This is a genomic window from Pseudomonas sp. FG43 (assembly GCF_057809175.1).
Map to the genome: position 1 here is coordinate 374,846 of NZ_JBMDJL010000001.1, position 18,645 is coordinate 393,490.

An 18,645-nucleotide genomic window follows, 5' to 3' on the forward strand; every position below is an offset into this window, starting at 1 on the left:
CCTACATGGCCTGCCTCATTTTTTCAGATCCAGTCCTGACTGATCGCATAACGCACTAAGTCGGTATTGGAGAGAAAACTCATTTTTTCCATTAGCCGGGCTTTGTGAGTGCTCACAGTCTTGTTGCTGATCATGAGCTGTTGTGCAATTTCGTTGACGCTAAAGCCTTGGGCCAGCAGGCGTAAAATCTGGAGCTCACGGTCCGAAAGACTCTCTCCGGGAGCTGTCGACCCGGATGTAGTGGTTTGCAGGGCGATCTGCTCAGCCACCACCGGATCGAGATAGCGCCCACCCGCAGCGACCTTGCGTATGGCAGTCAGCAAGGTCTCGGGGTCGCGGTCCTTGGTCAGATAGCCTGAGGCTCCTGCGCGAAGGGCGCGCTGGGCGATGTGGGTCTCGTTGTGCATGGTAAGGATCAGAATCGACAATTGCGGATAATGTGCACGGATGCGCGCGATTAGACTTTCGCCGCTCTCCCCAGGCATGCTCATGTCCAGCAACAATACGTCCACCTGATGCGTACGCAAGCCAGCAAGGACCTGAGCAGCATTCTCGGCCTCCGCCACCACCTCCAACTCTTTGACCAGAGCGAACAATTGTTTAAGTCCCTCTCGCATGATCCGATGATCATCTGCTATCAGTAAGTGAATCATGATCAGGCACTCCTGTGATCGGGAATCCAAAGCCGTACGGTAGTACCGCTGCCTGGCATGCTGGATATTTCAGCGCTGCCACCCAACATGAGGGCGCGCTCGCGCATACCGAACAACCCGAGGGTCTTACCTCCCAGATTAGTTAGTTCAAATCCTTGGCCATCATCAACGATTTGTAGCAACCAGCTTCCGCTTTCATGTGTCAGCGTAATATCCACTCGCGAAGCGTTGGCGTGCCGGGCGACATTGGTCAGGGACTCTTGGATAACCCGGAATACGGCCGTAGCGTCGGCATCATTCAGAATCGGCAATTCTGCTGGCAGGTCGAGGCTGCAAGGCATCGACCATTGACGGGTGAACTCGTCGGTCAGCCACTCCAGCGAGGCCGCCAGCCCCATGTTCAAGGCTGAAGGGCGCAGGGAGTTTGAAACGTTGCGTACTACCTGTACCGTTCTGTCTGCAAGCTGCAAAAGGTTGCCTACCTGCTCTCCTAGAGCTGGTAGTTGCGCACCATATTGGAACCTGAGCAGCGATATACCCATCCGGATTGCGGTCAAGTACTGGCCTAGTTCGTCATGAATCTCTCTGGCGATAAATTTGCGCTCTTCTTCACGTGCATTCTCCCGGCTGCTCAGCAAATCATGCAACTGGGCATTGGACGACGCTAGGTTGCGCTGGGCGTTGCGCAATATTGAAATGTCCCGAATGACCGCCAGTAAACTGGTCAATCGTCCTTGCATATCCCATTCAGGTACCAGACTGATCTGGAACACCCACTGTTCCTGCCGGGAGCGCTTTCGCACATACTCGTGCTCCACAATGCGTCCCCGCTCCACTGCCTCGGCGATGGCCTCGATCAGCATGCGCGATTGTGCACCTGGCCATAAGACCTCATCCAACAAATGCTGCAACAGGTCTTCCTTGGCCTTATTCAGCCACTGCTCAAGTGTCGGATTGACATACAACAGTCGGCGGTCAGTACTAAGGCGAGCAATACCATCGGGAGAGTTTTCTACCAACGTGCCAATTTCCTGCTGACGCTCACGCTCCTTACGTTGAACCTCACGAAGATCGGTGAAATCGCGGGCAATACACACAATTCGCCGAAGCGCACCAGCAGCATCCTTCAACGGTACGAGATTGAAATGCACGTAGAGTGGCTGGGCGCTACACGGTAACTGGGTATCGAGTTCTATCGGTCCAGCTACATCGATGCAATGTAAGCAGATCGCCTCCACGATATTGGCCACTTCGAGTGTTAGAACTTCCCCGATGGCTTTACCGATCAGTTCGTCCTGAGCACGAGCAAGTCGGCGATACAGGGCGGGGTTAGCCTCCAGACAAGTCAGCGCCAACGTCGGCCCGACCTCTAACAGGCACATCATATCCAGCGAGTGCTCGAAAATTTCCCGATAACGGGGTTCGCTGTGTTCCCGCGTTTCCTGCGTCATGATCGACTCCATTCGTGCCGGTATCCATATGCGAGCTGAGGCGATGATAGTTCAAAGCTAATTGGGGCGGGGAAAGTGCAGCTAGCTTTTCACCCCCTAGAACTTGTGCATGGTCAATCGCACACTAAATTATCCACTTTTCTTCAATGGGCTGGACATTTTGAGAAACCGGACCAAGAATGATGTCACAATAATATTATCTGCTCGGAATGCCGGAACGTTAGGGAACGCCTCATGAGCCAGATCAAGCCCAGCATTGATTTCCGCCGTTGGATTTGGCGGGCTTTTTTGCGAACGAGCCTCGTGCCCTTGGTCGTGGTCGAGCTCGCGTTGCTGATCGCTTACTTTCTGGCGAATCAATCAATTCTCGATTCGCAAAGCGACTATTTACATCAAAATGCCACTCGAGAACTGCAAGCCTCGGTAAAACAGAACGCCGACATTGTTGATAGTGAATTAGAACAGATCAGCTCTTTGTCTCGACTGCTAGCCAGCACTGTCGAAACGGAGCTTGCTGAAACCCTACCCTACGAGCCCGCGAAGTTGACCACCAGCCCGGACGGCGTACGCTATAGCGATGTTAATGATGGAGGTGCTGCGTCGTTCTATTCCAATATCACACCTCTGGACCGCCAAGACCTGGACATGGTCTCTCGCCTCAAACGTGTGGACTACATGATGAAGGCACTCAAGGAAGGCAATCAGCTGATCACCAGCGTGTACTTCAACAGTGCCGACAGCTACAACCGCATTTACCCTTGGATCAATACGTTAACCCAGTACCCGCATGACATGAACATACCACTGTTCAACTTCTACTACCTGGCAGACGCCAAACATAACCCCCTTCGTAAACCGGTATGGACTGACGTCTATCTAGATCCGGCGGGCAAGGGTTGGATGATGTCCGTGGTCACACCGGTCTACGTCGGTGACACCCTTAAAGGCGTTGTGGGTATCGACGTAACAGTGGATGCCATTCTGCAAAAAATTGCCAGACTCCATGTACCTTGGGTTGGCTACCTGACGCTGTTGAGCAAGGAACACACCATCATGGCTCTGCCAACTGAGGGTGAAAGCGACTTTGGCGTGCCTCCGCGTGAGAACAGGGACGGTTACAAGAAGATTAGGCACGAACACTTCAAGTCTTCAGAATTTTCCCTGGCATCCCATCCGGACCTTCGCGCACTTGACTTAGCGCTAAACCTCCAGCAAAACGGGCTGATTTCCACAGAACTGGACCAGCGCACGCACCTGATAGCCTGGAGCAAGATCCTTTCGGCAGAGTGGAACCTGCTGGCAGTGGTGGAGGAGCATATAGTCACGCAGGAAGTCCAGCATCAGGCAAGACACTTCCAATATGTTGGGTATTTGATGGTCGCTGGTCTACTGGCTTTCTATGCTGTTTTTTTTGCCTACCTATGGATGCGCTCGCGTAATCTGAGCCAACAACTCACCACCCCAATGCTAGGGCTGGCCAACATGATACGCGAAATTGGACAAGGCAATTGGGCCCCACTGGCTCCTCGCTCAAACATCAAAGAGTTGAATACCATGTCCAGTCAAACCTTGGACATGGGCAGGCAACTGGCCGCAGCGGACGCTCGGCAGAGAGCAGCCCAGCAACGACTCCAAATCGTGCTGGAAAACGTCACCGAAGGCATGTGGGAATACACCCCGCAATCGGATACCTTTATGTTCAAGGGGCCTCTCTGCAACCGTTTTGGGCTGGCAGCAGAAAACGTCTCGCCCAAGTTCCTGCTGGGACTCATGCCGGAGGAAGATCGGCAGGGCTTCTGGCGTTTGCTCGAAACCGTCCAGGCCAATGATTCCTGCGTAGCCGAAGTCGAATTTCGCCTGCCTGACCGGCAGGGCGAACTGATCTGGCTGCTTTGTCGCGCCAGCACCTTGAGCAGTCCGACCACTCGCAACCCCACAACAGTTGTCGGCACGTGCGTCGACATCGATACCCTCAAACAGGTCGAGCAAGATTTACGCGAAAAAACCATTGAGGCCCAAGCCGCAAGCCAGACGAAATCGCGTTTTATCTCAAGCATGAGCCACGAACTCAAAACACCGCTGAACGCGATCCTAGGATTCGCCCAACTCAGTCAACTGCACCCCGACGTAAGCCCAGCACAAGCGCATGCATATACACAAGAGATAATGAACGCCAGCATTCACCTACAGCAGCTTGTCGAGGATCTCCTGGAATGGTCAAGCCTGCAAGCTGAAGCGCCACGTATCACGCTCAAACCCGTTGATGTCGAGACATTGTTTCAAGAATGCCTCGCTATGATCACACCGCAGATCGTCGTACAAGGTTTATCTCTGAAAATACTGCCACTGCCACTGCCGTGTCTCGTCATGGCTGACGGTAGACGTACCAAACAGGTGCTCATCAACTTGTTAACGAACGCAGTGAAATACAATCGGACAAATGGGTCTATTGTCATGGGGGCTGAAGTTGATGAAAGGCAGCAGATTGTCCGTCTTTTTGTCGAGGACAATGGACAAGGTATCGATCCTGATCTGCAGGAACAACTGTTTCAGCCATTTCAACGCTTGGGTAAAGAGAACTCAAAAATCCAGGGGACAGGGATCGGCCTCGCGCTTTGCCAGGAGCTGGCGGAACTCATGAGCGGCAAGATGGGTGTCATCAGCAAGGTCGCAACAGGAAGTCGGTTCTGGATAGAGCTGCCGAAGGCTTTTAGCCAAAAAAATTAAGGATTTAAACAATCCTTGTCGGCAAAATCGCAAAGACCTATTCCGTACAAAAGTCGCGGAAGGAGTGAAAGATGTTCTCAACCATCAGAGGCGATGCCGTCATCGTCATTATTGACGATGTAGCCACCAACATCCTCCTGCTGGAGTCCTGTCTGCGCGCCTTTAACCTGCAGCATATTCAAACCTTCTCAAACTCCGCAGAGGGTCTGCAGTGGTGTCGGGACAACAATTGGGACCTCCTGCTGCTGGATATCGATATGCCTGCACCAAATGGCTTCGATATCCTCGACGCCTTACAGGCCAGGGACCGTACCGCCTCGTCGATCATAATAGTCACCGCACTAGATGACCCACATAGTCGACGCATTGGTCTTGAAAAAGGCGCCAACGATTACATCTGCAAGCCCATCGATATGCCCGAGGTTCTGTTGAGAGTTCGTAGCAGCCTGATGCTCGCTCAAAGCAGCCGTCTTTTACAGATTGCCAAACACGAGCTGGAAATCAAGGTGGAACAACGCACGACACAACTCCAGGAGAGCTACCGCGCTATGCTCCGCAGCTTGAGCCGTGCAGCCAGCTATAGAGACAATGATACCGGCAATCACATCGACCGCATCGGGCAGTCGGCTGCGCTGCTGGCCAGAAAAATCGGCATGCCAGCTAGCTGGTGCGACCTGATCAGACAAGCAGCGCCCATGCACGACGTAGGCAAGATAGGCGTGTCGGATAGCATCCTGCAAAAACCTGGTCCGCTGATTTGCGAAGAGCGTGCACAGATGCAGGCGCACCCCCGCATCGGTTATGAAATCCTACACGACCCTCACGGCTCAGGATTAACCGATATGGCCGCGGAAATTTCTTTGGGACATCACGAAAAATGGGACGGTACAGGCTATCCTTCGGGCCTGAAGGGCGAAGATATTCCCCTGAGCGCAAGAATTGTCGCCCTCTGCGATGTCTATGACGCCTTGCGCATGGTCCGTCCCTACAAACCGGCGTGGGACATCGAAGCCGCCACTACTTATATTAAAGAAAATGCCGGTAGCCATTTCGATCCTGTTTTGAGTGAAGCTTTTTGCGAAATAATCAATGAAGTCGAAAGGCTTAATCCCATCCAAAGGAAGTGTATGGACGACCGCTAAACACCGCTTATCTAGTGAAAGGCTTGAAATGGTGACATCAATTCTGTGAATCCCGAGTAGATGGAGATATCGTCGCGGGCAGATAAGCGACCAGAGTGGTACTAAACGTAGCCGTGAGCTAATAGGAAATTAGCGTCTTTGCTGGTTAAGACAGTTAAACCCTCTAAATTCACTGATTCGAGTGAAGGCAGGCAATCAGTTCGTTTAAGACTTTGTAAGAAATCGAAGGAGGCCTTCCCATAACTGCAACCTAAGCTGTTTCAACAAGGACGTTGGACTCATAATCGCCTTGGTACCGATCACGTAGAGTTCGTATGCGAGGTCACAAGCGCTCACAATGAACCAACATAGAAAATAGGGCCTACACTGTAAGTGAACGGGTAACACACCTTGCGCAGAACAGGCAGGCGCTCACAGATGCGGAAGTAACTGCCACTCACAAGCCTCCTGTAGCCAAGGAATGGCTTACATCCACGATTCCACCTGCATTCACCCCTACCTCAAGCTACTGGATAAACATGGTTGATCGCATCTTCCGAGATATCATCGTTTACCTACGCGACGGCAGCTTCAGCTCGACACGCGAATTGGCCAGTTCCCTTACCACGTTTTTAGCGCTGCACAACGCTCAGGCATGTCTGGAGCGCAAAAGGTGAAGACATCTTGCGCAAGATCCAGAGTGCTCGAGAGAAAAGAGAACGTTTTATCGAAGACAGGATATTAGTAAGTTTATTTTTAAAAACCTGAATATGGCCATTTGATATCATTATAGCCAAAAAATCAATTTTGAAATATTTTTTTTATTTGTGGCGCCCCCCCGTTAGTAAGCTATATTTTATATGTGCTTTTAGCACTCAAGGCTCGTTATAATTAACATGTGAAAACTGATTACCTGATGTATATATAGGGCTAGCCAAGAATAGGAAAGGCAAGGTGGCCGACTACAAGTATACAATCAATTTAACCTTGTATGCGTAATAGAAAGCATCCAAATACTTTGCGCAACTTTTTATGATTTTTCATAGTATTTTCCTAAGAATTTGGGTTCTTCTCATACACAAAAATTATTATGCAGTATGAGTGGTGAGGTTTTTAGGGGGGCACTCAGGCGGAGCGTTTAAATATGCTAAGCATGAAGTATTGGCTCCGCAAGTAAAAAATAATTTTAGCGGGTTTAAAAAATGGGGATAGAGGCGTTATTTTTTTCGGGATTTATTTATGAGGAAATATAAGCCTTATATTCGTGCGCCATGGTATTTGCTCGGCTGTCGCTTGTATAAATTAATTTAATTTTTAGTTAGGGAGAAGTGTATGCGTCTGCACTCTGTTCGCGTTCAAATGATATCGCCAATAGCTCTTCTGGCAGTGATAATTGCAGGGTTGCTGCTGTTAATGCTACTTATGAGTCGGGTCCAGCAGGAGGCAATGCGGCGTCAGGCAGAAAACTATTTTGAGGCCGTCTCAGTGGTCTTAAATGCAGATCGAGATATTTATCAAGCTCTGATAGCACAAGAGCGACTGATGAGTGGAGATGGTAAGGCCACCGATAATCAAGCGGATTTTTATGCGAATGCGCAACAGGTATTTGATCGCTTTAGTAAATTTCGACAGTTTCTCGCAGAGGAGCCACAACTATTGAAGCCCTTTGGTAATTTTAATCAGCTTTATACTGAATGGATGGAAGCCAGCAAGTCATTGAATATTTCCTTTAAAACAGGAAAAGTCTTATCTGAAGCCTTGCAGAAACAAGATGAGCGGTTCCAAGAAATCCGCGACATGCTTGATGATGCGGGGGAACGCTTACGTCAGCACACGCAATATAAGAGTGTGCAGCCGAATAACGGAGTCGATCTTCAACAATATGTCGAGGCACTCTCCGAGGTGCTTAACGCTGACCGCGATATTTATCAGGCTAGACTCTCCCTACAGAAAATGGCAGCAGGTTCAGGCTCGACTGTCGAAAATCGAGCTTTTTTTGAGGAAAATATTCAACAGGCTTTACAGCGCTTTCATAACTACCGGAGTTACCTCATACGCGAGCCCGAACTCACTAGGCCTTATGAACACTTCGATACTTTATTCAGCGAGTGGATAGCAAAGAGTCGCGCTATTCTGGATTCTTCAAGTTCCAAGAGCCAAGCCATGCTTTCTAAAGAAAAATTGATTGCGGACGAACGTTTTACAGCTATTAGGGATGTACTGGACAAAGCAGGTGAAACGGTTAACGTACACGCCCGCAAACAAAAAGATGAAGTCAAGGAAAGAGTCTCAACTTATGAGAAGTTTGCGATCGCTGTGATCGCCTTAGCTTTTTTGCTAGCCTTAGCAGTAGGTTATTACGTTCCTCTGATGATTACGCGCAACGTGCAAAATATTACACGTCGTATACGAGAGATTGCAGCAGGAGATGGTGATTTAACGTTGCGTATCAATTCAAAATCCCGAGATGAGCTCGGCGATCTGTCTAGAGAGTTTGATTCTTTTGTAGAGCACCTCCGCGAGATTATGAGTGCTATACAAAAACAGTCAGTTATGTTGGGAGGCATGACAGGTCAACTCAATACGGTATCAGAAGAGGCCGGCCGCATAAGTGAGCAGATGGTTATTTCGTCAAACTCGATGGTCAGTACTGGCAATAATATGAGCATTTCTAATCAGCAGATGGCAGGCTTAGCTAAGGACACGGCTGCCGAAGCTAACCTCTCCAGCCAACTGACCTACCAAGGAAAAAATGCGGTAAACATCTCCAACCAAGCGATTGAGCGGCTCGTCGTTGATATTGAACTCGCATTGAAAAGCTCTACCGATCTGGAACAGAGCTCAGCGGCAATTGTCTCGATTCTAGAGGTGATCCGAAAAATTGCTGATCAAACCAATCTGCTGGCTCTTAATGCTGCTATCGAAGCGGCGCGAGCAGGCGAGCAAGGTAGAGGCTTCGCGGTCGTTGCTGACGAGGTCCGTATGCTTGCCACTCGCACACAGGACAGTACACGGGAGATTGAAGAAATGATAGAACGGCTTAAGATGAGCGTTTCCGAATCGACAATGGCTATTCGTAATAGTCGTAATAATGCAGACACAACTGTCGCTCAAATAGATCAAGTCACTGAAATTTTTGACACTCTTAGCGCCTCCTTTGACAAGGTACAGAATATGGCAACTAAAACAGCGATTACGACTGATGAACAAGCACAAGCTTCACATGATATAAGTGAAAATCTACTTTCATTAAAAGAGCAAACCGACGGTGTCAGTAGGATGTCAGACGAAGTAAAGAGCCAGACCAAAAAAATAACAGTGCTCTATCAAGAATTAAAAATCCAGGTCGAGAGCTTCAAGGTCTGAATAAGGCGCCAGGGAAACTCCGAACAAGTTGCCCAGAGCGCTCAGTGAATATTACTTTGACACCGCCAGCCCCGTTTTTTAATCGCCAATCGGCGTAGAATCAGGGCTTGCTCTGGTTTTACCCGTTACAAACGCACCTCTCACGCAGCGCCGGCAATAACTGCCGGCGCGCCATCCATAGATTTGACAGCGCAAACAGCGACGTCAGTTACGCCGCATTCTTACTCCAAGCCGCGAAAGCGAGTCTTTACGCCGAGCTGGCGTTTGATCTCCCAGAATGGATGCTCCACTTTCACGCGTACCTGCGCCTTGACGTTTTCGATCTTGCGCTTGGCTTTGTAGAGCACACAACGCTTGCCCAAGTGCTTGTAATGCTGCATCGCGCAGCGATCTGCCAGATCACTGCGCCCTTCATACTTTGGTCTTTTCTCAACACCGGTATAGCCCGCATCGGCACAGACGACGTTCTCTGCGCCATGCAGCAGATGTGCAACCTGCCACGTTCGCAGCAGTGCCATAAACGTAATGCATCAGACTCGATTCAGCATCTGCGCCGATATGGGCCTTCATGCCGAAATAGTACTGGTTACCCTTCTTCGTCTAATGCATTTCTGGATTGTGTCTACCTTCCTTGTTCTTGGTCGAACTGGGCGCATGGATGATTGTGGCATAGATAACCGTATTCTGGCGTAGCGACAGGCCTTTGTCTTACAGGTAGTTGTTGATGGTTTCCAGAATCCCTGCCGCGAGTTGATGCTTCTCCAAGAGGTCCCGGAAATTCATGATCGTCGTGTATTCGTGTATCGCGGCGCTGAGCGTCAGCCGAGCAAACTGGCGTATCGAAGCTATCTCGTACAGCGCTTCTTCCATGGCTGGATCGCTCAGTGAAAACCAGTTCTGCAGCAAGTGAATACGCAGCATAGTTTACAAGGGGACGGTTTAGGTCTTCGGATAGTGCGGCTCGATCAGGGCAACCAGACCCTCCTGCTCCATCTCGATCAGAAAGCGCTCTCGACGAGTCTGCTTTCGTTTGCCAGCGTACTCAAAATCGGAAAAGCTCATCTGGCTCATGGGTACGACTGCCCGTCATGGTTTATAGGTATTTATTTCAATAGGGGCTGATTATAGTGTTCATACTTGATCGGAGTTTCCCTAAATCATGTCCTGATAGCGACATTCCAAATGTTAATCTCCCCTCTAATGAGGAAAAATTTTGAGTCGGAAATCATGGTGCAGTAGGTATCCAGTAATAGCAGAAATATTTTCATCCAACCTCTGGAAAATCTCAAACGCGGCCGATAATAGTGGGTTCAAAAAATTAAAATATCGAGGCACTATCAAAGCAATACAATCAATAGTAATTTCTAATTTAAAATAGAAGAACCTTTCAGGGAGATTTCCATGTCGCTACGTAGTATGAATATTGCCCCTCGTGCTTTTCTCGGTTTCGCATTTATTGCAATGCTTGTGATTGTGCTGGGCGTCTTCGCCCATTCCCGCATGACGTTGATGCGCCAGGCTACGATTGAAGTACAGACCAACCAGTTACCCAGTGTGGGCTACCTAGGCAACGTGATAGAGGGTGTGCTGCGGATGCGCATCCTGTCTTTTCGAGTCTTGGTCAATCGCGAGCCCGCTGCCCTGGATGAGGCCTACGCGCGTATTACCGTTTTGGTGGATAAGGTGCGAAAGGACCAGAAGAGCTACTCCGACCTGCCTGCTGGAGGTGAGGAGTTGGCAAAGTACCGTGAGTTCTCCGCTACTCTCGACACCTACCTCAAGGATCAGGAACGCATGGTGGAACTGTCCCGGCAAAACAAGCTGGAGGACTTGCGCAGCCTGATCAACACCCAGATCAAGGCCGGCACTGATCTGATGGGCGTACAGCTTAATAAGCTGGTGGAAATCAACAAGCTCGCTGCCAAGGCTGCTTCAGATGAAGCCGGCAAGCAATACGACAACGCCAGCACCGGCATTATCACCGTTTCGGTGATGGCCGCTCTACTGACTGTATTGTTGGCCTGGCTGCTGACCCGCAGCATTGTTACGCCATTGAAGAAGGCCGTCGAAACCGCCGAGATCATCGCCAGCGGTGATCTGAGCAAGCCGATTCAGATCGAGGGTACTGATGAACCGGCTCGCCTGCTGACCACCTTATCCACCATGCAGGGCAACTTGCGCAAGACCATCGAACAGATCTCTGGCTCGGCCACACAGTTGGCTTCGGCGGCGGAAGAACTCAGCTCTGTGACCGAAGAGGCTTCTCGGGGGCTACAACAGCAGAACAACGAGATCGAGCAGGCGGCCACCGCGGTTAATGAGATGACCAGTGCGGTAGAAGAGGTGGCGCGCAATGCCGTTTCTACCTCTGAGGCGTCACAGCAGTCCAATCACGCAGCGCGCGAAGGTCATTGCCGGGTCCTGGAAACCGTGGAAGCAATCCAGGCTATGACCCGGGATGTGCAGGACACTTCGGCCATGATTGAAGGCCTGGCTGCCCAAGGCCGCGACATTGGACAGGTGCTGGACGTGATTCGGGCGATCGCCGAACAGACCAACCTGCTGGCCCTCAACGCCGCTATCGAGGCAGCCCGTGCCGGCGAAGCGGGTCGTGGTTTTGCAGTGGTAGCCGATGAAGTACGGGCTCTGGCGCACCGTACCCAGCAGTCGACCCGCGAGATCGAGCAGATGGTGGCAGGTATCCAGAACGGAACCGGTGAAGCCGTGCAGTCGATGCAGCAAAGCAACCAGCGAACCCAGGACACCCTGGAACGCGCCCGGGCGGCAGGGGGCGCACTGGAGCAGATCACCGAGTCGATCAACCTGATTAACGAACGCAATCTGGTGATCGCCAGTGCATCGGAAGAGCAGGCGCAGGTTTCCCGTGAGGTGGACCGTAACCTAGTGAATATTCGCGATCTGGCCTCCCAATCAGCGGCAGGAGCTAACCAGACCAGCGCTGCGAGTCATGAGTTGTCGCGCTTGGCGCAAGAGCTGCGCTCGATGGTTGCCCGATTCGTCATCTGACAATCCGAAGGCCTCAGTTGCGATCATTCCAACATTCTGTTTGACAGTTATTTACATCAACACCCCTAATGCCTGCGAGGCCATCACCTTGCGGGCTTGCCGTATCAGCTTTTTCAAGACATAGGCCCCTTAAATTTACGCCTTTCATCTACTCAACCTCATAAGAACCATAAGTAGCTTTCCACTGTTCAGCGCTACGTTACCCTTGTACTGACGAGGTTGCGATGTCATCGCACATTTTTATCAGGATCACATAACCACTGGTGCGCTCAACAAGCATGCTGATCGCCTGGGCATTGCCCTTGTCTTGATCAGATCGCCGGTCGCGGTAGGGATGGCAGTTACCTGTCCCCCCCGCACAGATCCGTACGTGCGGAACTACCGTATACGGCTCCTGCCTTGGGTACGTGACGCGAAGCGATCCTCAGGGTAAGGATGTGCATTTCTGGGTCTTGGTATGTAGAGGTTGGCAAGGCGTCCGTAGCGTGACCATTGAAGCCGATGACGCTGGCTGCGACGTTTGAGGGCGTGCCGCCATAGGCGACACACAGCCGAACGAAAGCCACCAAGTAGTGAAGATAGATATTCGCCAGCAACGGCGAGATCACTGCGCCTTGGGGAGTCCCCTTGGTCGCAGCCACCCTACGGCCATCCTCAACAACACCCGCTTGAAGCCATTTGCAGATAAGTCCCAGCAAACGCCGGTCCGCAATCCGGTGTCCTAGAAACATCAGCATCCATTCATGATCGATCTCATCAAAGAACGACGTGATATCTGCATCCAATATCCAGTTCACCTTCTGCCCCTTCAGCGCGACCGTTAACGCATCCAGCGCATCATACTGGCTGCGCCCCGGCCGAACCCCATACGAGAAACCTAGAAAGTCTTCTTCATAGATCGCATTCAGAACAATAACAACTGCCTGCTGCACGATCTTATCCTCCAGGGAGGCAATGCCCAGCGGACGCTGCCTCCCGTCAGCTTTGGGAATAAAAACCCGCCGCGACGGCGTTGCCCGATAGGCTCCATTGTGAAGCCTTGTGTGCAAATCGTTCAGCCGCTGGAGAAGACCTTCCTCATACTCTCGCCACGACACGCCATCCACACCTATCGCCGCGTCACGGCGCAGTGCGTAGAAACCCTGCGCCAATAATTGCGGTGTGATGTGATGCAGCAATGCCGTGAACTGCATGCCCTTGTCCCTTCGGGCCGCTTCACGTACACCTTCAAGTCCCATCAACGCGCAACTGATCCGGCTCAGTGTCCGGAGCGCGGGGGGCATGTCAATTTTAGGTGGACACCATCGTCCTTAATCTAGGGATTCTGAAGGTGTATTCGCCAGACACTTACGCTAGCTCACCGCGGACACGATGAAAGAGTTCCTCAACGCTAAGCTCCTGATCCTGAAGGAGGTAACAACTGGTGAGAATCGTCAGCGGGTGGACATCAAGCACCGAAGCCAACTCTTCGATTTTTTCAAGCGTGGGGCTTTTAAGGCCCCGTTCCAGGGTGCTGAGGTAGGTTCGGCTACTGACCTGCGAAAAGTCTTCCTGCGTCAAATCTTTGTTTTTTCTGATCCTTCTCAGGGCCGCCCCAAAGGCCTGCTTCAGTTCCATTTTGCTTCGCTCACAAAAGGAACTATGGAGCGCCAGCGAACACTTTAGAACTACAATCTATAGTGTTCATTTTTTTGATCATTTGAAATACGCTTACCCAGAATCGCCATCCAAAGAAATCGTCAAGAAAAGCAGAACAGGATGGCTAAAGAGCTGTGCTCGCTGGGTAAGGTGAAGAATGATGAAAAAAGGAATTACAGCTCTGATGGTCTGTGCGCTTTCTGGCTGCGCGTCTCTGATGTATCCATATGCCAATCTCTCGCCCGAGAAAGCAGGTGTGGAGATCATTAAGGCCGAATCGCCCCAGACCCATGTCGATGTTTGGCCGCCAGGTATAGGGATTAGCGCACGTGTTTTTGATACGGCGGAAGCATCTCGTATCAGGGCCGACCTTGAACGCTATTGCTCTCACACCGACGGTACTGTGATCCCGTTCGTCAAAAGCACGGAGGGCTTTCTCTGTTACTCGTTTCCCAAGCGAATCGAAACCTTCGCCGTCCGGACAACGGGGGGATTCAATGTGCTTGAGAAGCGTGCCGCCGATGATAAAACCTTCGATATCAATGTCGCAGACTGGGGTTATGTGTCGATAGATCGCCAGAATGAACTTGCCAAACGAGCCCGCGAGAAAGCGGTTACCGACAAGCAGGAGCAGCAGCGCCGCGACGCCTATAAGGTGAAGCATGTCGGCGCACGGGTGTGCCAAGATCAGAAGAACATTCGGTATCAAGGCACCGTTGAACAGGTAGATGGTGATCAGGTGAAGGTCTTCGTGGAACGGGCTGAGGTTATCGGCGCACCAGGTCTGAGGCCGGGCGGTTTCCAGCAGGAGTACTACTGGGTCAACGCTTGGGACGTATACGAGTGTGAATGACACGAATGCCCATTCTAGGGACTGATCCGTTGGCTAGTGGGTGATGCGCTCAAGCGCAACGAACCGCCACGGGTTTTGAATGGTAAGGTCGGGAGTTGTAGCTAGTGGTCAAGGGGGTCAAACCCTTGAGGCACCTAGATAGCACTCCTTTAGGGCGCAACTCCCCTGAGAATAGAAAAAAGCGGCCTACCAGGAGAGCGAAAATAAAGTTTGGTGAGCAATAATGGCATAAAAATATCGAGCTACAGTTTCTGGGTGCCATTGGTCTCTTGGCCATACTGAGCGAACGCTTATACGGCTGTCGTTTGCGAAGGCATATATCTGTCAATTAAAGGAGCAAACTGGATGGCGATTAAACCTGGCCCTAAACCGATTGCTGAATCAACTGGAAAGACTGATCAGCGTCGTCGTGTTACCCCAGAGAACAAGCCTAAGCATCCTGACCTAGATGTGCATAAGCACAAAAAGGGTGAGTGACCGGTAAAGCCCTGCCATACACGGTATGGGCTTTCTCGCGAACAAAACAGGCAAGTGCCAGTTGGCATTTTTCATCTCGGGATTGATAGCTCAGATACTCATAGCGAATATCAGTGCGTTAAACATCCTCCGCACATAACCTGATCAATTATCAACCAAGTCCCGCTTTCCTTACCGCCATTGGCAAGCAGCGTTTTATCCACAGAAATACTTACGTTTTCAGTGGATAACTTTCCGGTGTTTTAAATATTGGCTCGCTTACGTCGTTGGGATTGCAGCCTAATCGGCTCTTTTTATAGTGGCTGGTAAACACGTCTTCCTGGCCTAGCCATACGCATGTTTGGGCCTACGCCACCAGCTACCTCTCAGACTTGTCAGCGGTGGTTTATGACTTCAGCCCCAGCTGCGCCCGAGCACGCTCGCAACTTTGGAGCAGCTGATGAATAGACTGCATACGCAGATGATCGCCCAGCGCGATCTCATGCCCAAAGGTTCGCCATCAAATTTCATGATGAGGAGCTGTAATCCGGTCAAGTACGCGTGATTCCCGGTTTGCTGTAAGCCACTTTTTGCTCTGTTAACATTGGTAGCCTACAGATCAAAAAAGCGGTTTACATGCCCCCATAAACCTTGCTTCCAAATGCCATCCTAGCCCTGCACTACTTTACAATTTGGCCGCTGATACGACATGAACGTGCAGCCCATGGCCGACATCGATCAGAGGCTCGACCGGCCTCACTGCGTCAAATGCGATTCAGGATTTGGTATCTGTGTCGCGAATAGGTTTGAGCACTATCGCGCCGTTAACCAACTCGATGCTCAGCAAATCACCGAAGCCGACGTTCATTGCTGCAAGGACATCTGGTGGGAGATCAATGATAACGTCCCCGCTGCCATCGCCTGGATCCTGACACGTTACAGTCGTCCGCACTGATTCAGTCATTAAACCTTCCCTCCCAACGATGCTGATGCACTGAATGGATATCTGAAGCTTATCACTCGTCCTGCCGATGCAGGGGACGAGTGATATTTTCAGGTTGTTAGTCCATAGATAGAGGAAGTTTTAGCTTCAACGGACGGTAACCTGTTGGCGCTGACTAAACCGGCTGCCACTTGTGCGGCAGCACTGATCGGTTTCACTCGCCTGCTGTGTCGGGCGCGTAGATAGCTAGCAGGACGCATACATCTCATTTGCGCTTAGACGATGAATATTTATAGCGGCTGGTGAACACGTCTTCCTGGCCTAGCCATACGTGTGGGCCTACGCCAAATTACCCCATCTGCATCAACGGCATCAACTTACCTAGGCCAAACGTATTGCCTGCAGTTGGCTCCCACCACTCCTGGACCAGCAACAGGCAGAACTCCATGCTCACGCATAAGGGAAGGGATCAATTTCAAGGATGTTTTGTTGATTCTCGCCAACTCAGGACCGAGAACAAAAGATTGGTTGAAATCCCTGATCGCTTCTTGGGGAACACAATGTGCTGTTCTACGACCAGACCGAATCGAGTAACTCGTCAGTAGCCCGCTGCGAATCAAGGCGTAGGCGACCTCCTGTTTGACCCCGAGCAAGAAAGCAGCCTCCACGACGCTGAGGTTCGGGCCACTGCGATATATCGAGGTAATGCGGCATCGAGGAACAAGCCATTTTCCCAGCGCAATATCGTCATCGGGATTCACAACATATGCAGTAATCTCACCTCCCTGAATAGAAGCGATAAGCTCGACGAAACTTCCTTTGGTCGGCAGTTCAAGCTTAGCAAGCTGTGTGATTGAGACCAGTCCATCTGTTATGGGAGGGCAAGGAAGGGCCGTTCCCAAGTGACTCAGCGACGAGCCGTCTATCCACCATTGCTCCCCCGGCGATGGTTTTCCACCTAAAGGCCGCAGCAAGCCCGCACCTAGCAACTGATGGACACGTGGCTTGGTGATACTTAAACAATCAGCAGCTTCCTCCAGGCTTACCGCATGTTTGAACTGTTCCGCGCGCATCGTAAGTTCTAAATAATCCACCACCAAGCCGATGCGACCGGATGGGTAATTCATTTCACGGTGAGGCAGTTAACCATTGGCAACCATGCGATGCAGTAAAGCAGATGGGACATTTACCTTTTTGGCAGCCGCCTGAATTGAGACCCAGCGATGACTCGTGATGGTGTCCGAGCAAAGATATCGATTTCGTCGCGCCAATGGCCCTTCCCATCGAGATTCGACGTAGCGTCCAAACGCATTCCGGACGAATTGAAAAGCGGCCCCCTTCAACCCGCTGTGGATATCTTTATACGTTTGCCCAAATACACTTCGAAGCTTCCAGCCTGGTACTGCCTGCCGAGTAATGGCGAGCTTGTCCAGAAAAGCCCAAAAACCATGTGGCCAGTCTTTTAAAATCTGGCCGGCGGCGGTCGCCAAGGGAATGGCAGCAGCCAAAGCGCCGGCTCCAGCAAGCTTCAATGGTTTATCCAGCACCGAATGAGATTCACGAACCCCAAAACGCTTAGCAAGCTCGTGAAATTCGTTAATCGTCAGATGTGACAGGGGATCTGAATTTGTCGGTCTATGCCTTAAGCGACGTTCAAATTCGCAAGTTACCCACAAAGCCATGGAATCTGCTCTGATGGGGGTGGCACCAAACGAAAGCGACGTACCGCACTCGGTACACTCAAACGTCTCCATGACCCCAGGCTTGAATTGCGCTCCACACACAGAGCAATGATCCTGAAGGCTGTTTTTGTGGACCGGGCAACACGTCGCCAAGGTGAGGTCCCATAAGTCACGCCAATGCTGTGACTCCTCCAAGCATTGCGAGCAGCATTTCCTATGTTGCAGGGACCAGACTTTGATAGCGTCGGTATCAGTGGTCATCGGTCATCCATCAGCCGGATACACGCTGGCGGAGAATCACTCTGGCCAGTTGGGGATCATCTACAGCTTGTCGCGTAGATGGAGCAGTGCTGAATTTTCAGCGGGCCAACGGTATAGCGCAGAAACGGCATTGTCCATGTGCCCGTCCCTAGATATAACGCACCGCACCTCGGCGGCTTACGCTCAGATAGCCTCACGACTTTTCGCAGGAAGCTGGAAGCTAATTGCCACGCAAGCCAAGAGCAAGCAGCACAGCGCGCTCAACAGAAGCTCCGGGCCGAATGCGTCCAGCACCAACGCGGCGAGAATCGGGCCACACGCCTGCGCGACCAGAACCGGTCGGGCAAGTAATCCCATTCGGGAGCCATACCCAGTGCTATACCGTCGAAACGTTGGTCAAGCAGGGGGGGCTTCGGCTTCAGGTGCTGGCTGAAGAAATGTTCCTGAGCGCGCTGGAAATGTGCTGC

At 51.3% G+C, this 18,645-nt stretch carries 11 protein-coding genes and 7 pseudogenes; 9 read left to right on the forward strand and 9 right to left on the reverse strand.

Annotated elements, in window-relative coordinates; translation table 11 throughout:
* Positions 1-23: 23 nt before the first annotated feature.
* Both ACODS3_RS01740 and ACODS3_RS01745 read right to left on the reverse strand, forming a co-directional pair.
* Positions 24-653: a response regulator gene (locus ACODS3_RS01740; RefSeq protein WP_489032979.1), complete on the reverse strand. Its 630-nt coding sequence runs from the start codon at positions 651-653 to the stop codon at positions 24-26.
* Between the two features lie 2 nt (positions 654-655).
* Positions 656-2,104 (reverse strand): PAS domain-containing sensor histidine kinase, encoded by a 1,449-nt coding sequence (locus tag ACODS3_RS01745; protein ID WP_489032980.1) that lies wholly within the window; start codon positions 2,102-2,104, stop codon positions 656-658.
* 234 nt (positions 2,105-2,338) lie between these two features.
* Here ACODS3_RS01745 and ACODS3_RS01750 point away from each other — a divergent pair, with 234 nt between their 5' ends.
* The 5 genes and pseudogenes from ACODS3_RS01750 to ACODS3_RS01770 all read left to right on the forward strand — a co-directional run.
* A complete protein-coding gene (locus tag ACODS3_RS01750; protein ID WP_304576052.1) occupies positions 2,339-4,831 on the forward strand; it encodes an ATP-binding protein in 2,493 nt (830 codons plus the stop codon).
* Between the two features lie 71 nt (positions 4,832-4,902).
* Positions 4,903-5,973, forward strand: coding sequence for an HD domain-containing phosphohydrolase (locus ACODS3_RS01755; protein ID WP_489032982.1), 1,071 nt, complete (start codon positions 4,903-4,905; stop codon positions 5,971-5,973).
* Positions 5,974-6,404: 431 nt separating this feature from the next.
* Positions 6,405-6,720: pseudogene (locus tag ACODS3_RS01760) on the forward strand (IS630 family transposase); the annotation flags it as partial.
* Between the two features lie 1,602 nt (positions 6,721-8,322).
* A pseudogene (locus ACODS3_RS01765) lies at positions 8,323-8,463 on the forward strand (HAMP domain-containing protein); the annotation flags it as partial.
* Between the two features lie 348 nt (positions 8,464-8,811).
* Positions 8,812-9,318 (forward strand): annotated as a pseudogene (locus tag ACODS3_RS01770) (methyl-accepting chemotaxis protein); the annotation flags it as partial.
* A 118-nt stretch (positions 9,319-9,436) separates the two neighbouring features.
* Here ACODS3_RS01770 and ACODS3_RS01775 read toward each other — a convergent pair.
* Positions 9,437-10,389 (reverse strand): annotated as a pseudogene (locus ACODS3_RS01775) (IS5 family transposase).
* 345 nt (positions 10,390-10,734) lie between these two features.
* Between ACODS3_RS01775 and ACODS3_RS01780 the strand changes: the two are divergent.
* Together ACODS3_RS01780 and ACODS3_RS01785 are read left to right on the forward strand one after the other, a co-directional pair.
* Positions 10,735-11,487, forward strand: a pseudogene (locus tag ACODS3_RS01780) (MCP four helix bundle domain-containing protein); the annotation flags it as partial.
* Positions 11,482-12,345: a methyl-accepting chemotaxis protein gene (locus ACODS3_RS01785; RefSeq protein WP_405046188.1), complete on the forward strand. Its 864-nt coding sequence runs from the start codon at positions 11,482-11,484 to the stop codon at positions 12,343-12,345. The pseudogene ACODS3_RS01780 and the gene ACODS3_RS01785, both read left to right, overlap by 6 nt.
* Before the next feature lie 202 nt (positions 12,346-12,547).
* On the opposite strand, the pseudogene ACODS3_RS01790 reads toward ACODS3_RS01785, so the two are convergent.
* From ACODS3_RS01790 to ACODS3_RS01800, 3 genes and pseudogenes are all read right to left on the reverse strand, one after another.
* A pseudogene (locus ACODS3_RS01790) lies at positions 12,548-12,666 on the reverse strand (IS30 family transposase); the annotation flags it as partial.
* 20 nt (positions 12,667-12,686) lie between these two features.
* A complete protein-coding gene (locus tag ACODS3_RS01795) occupies positions 12,687-13,538 on the reverse strand; it encodes a reverse transcriptase domain-containing protein (protein ID WP_489032984.1) in 852 nt (283 codons plus the stop codon).
* 154 nt (positions 13,539-13,692) lie between these two features.
* A complete protein-coding gene (locus ACODS3_RS01800) occupies positions 13,693-13,962 on the reverse strand; it encodes a helix-turn-helix domain-containing protein (RefSeq protein WP_489032986.1) in 270 nt (89 codons plus the stop codon).
* Positions 13,963-14,143: 181 nt separating this feature from the next.
* Between ACODS3_RS01800 and ACODS3_RS01805 the strand changes: the two genes are divergently transcribed.
* On the forward strand, positions 14,144-14,836 hold the full coding sequence (locus ACODS3_RS01805) for a DUF896 domain-containing protein (RefSeq protein WP_489032988.1): 693 nt from the start codon (positions 14,144-14,146) through the stop codon (positions 14,834-14,836).
* Between the two features lie 1,231 nt (positions 14,837-16,067).
* Here the strand turns inward: ACODS3_RS01805 and ACODS3_RS01810 are convergent.
* From ACODS3_RS01810 to ACODS3_RS01820, 3 genes are all read right to left on the reverse strand, one after another.
* A complete protein-coding gene (locus tag ACODS3_RS01810) occupies positions 16,068-16,256 on the reverse strand; it encodes an AbrB/MazE/SpoVT family DNA-binding domain-containing protein (RefSeq protein WP_260406134.1) in 189 nt (62 codons plus the stop codon).
* A 356-nt stretch (positions 16,257-16,612) separates the two neighbouring features.
* Positions 16,613-17,362: a helix-turn-helix domain-containing protein gene (locus ACODS3_RS01815; RefSeq protein ID WP_489032990.1), complete on the reverse strand. Its 750-nt coding sequence runs from the start codon at positions 17,360-17,362 to the stop codon at positions 16,613-16,615.
* Positions 17,363-17,377: 15 nt separating this feature from the next.
* Positions 17,378-17,917, reverse strand: a complete 540-nt coding sequence (locus ACODS3_RS01820) for a hypothetical protein (RefSeq protein WP_489032992.1) — start codon at positions 17,915-17,917, stop codon at positions 17,378-17,380.
* A 623-nt stretch (positions 17,918-18,540) separates the two neighbouring features.
* Here ACODS3_RS01820 and ACODS3_RS01825 point away from each other — a divergent pair.
* Positions 18,541-18,624: pseudogene (locus tag ACODS3_RS01825) on the forward strand (MarR family winged helix-turn-helix transcriptional regulator); the annotation flags it as partial.
* Positions 18,625-18,645 lie beyond the last annotated feature (21 nt).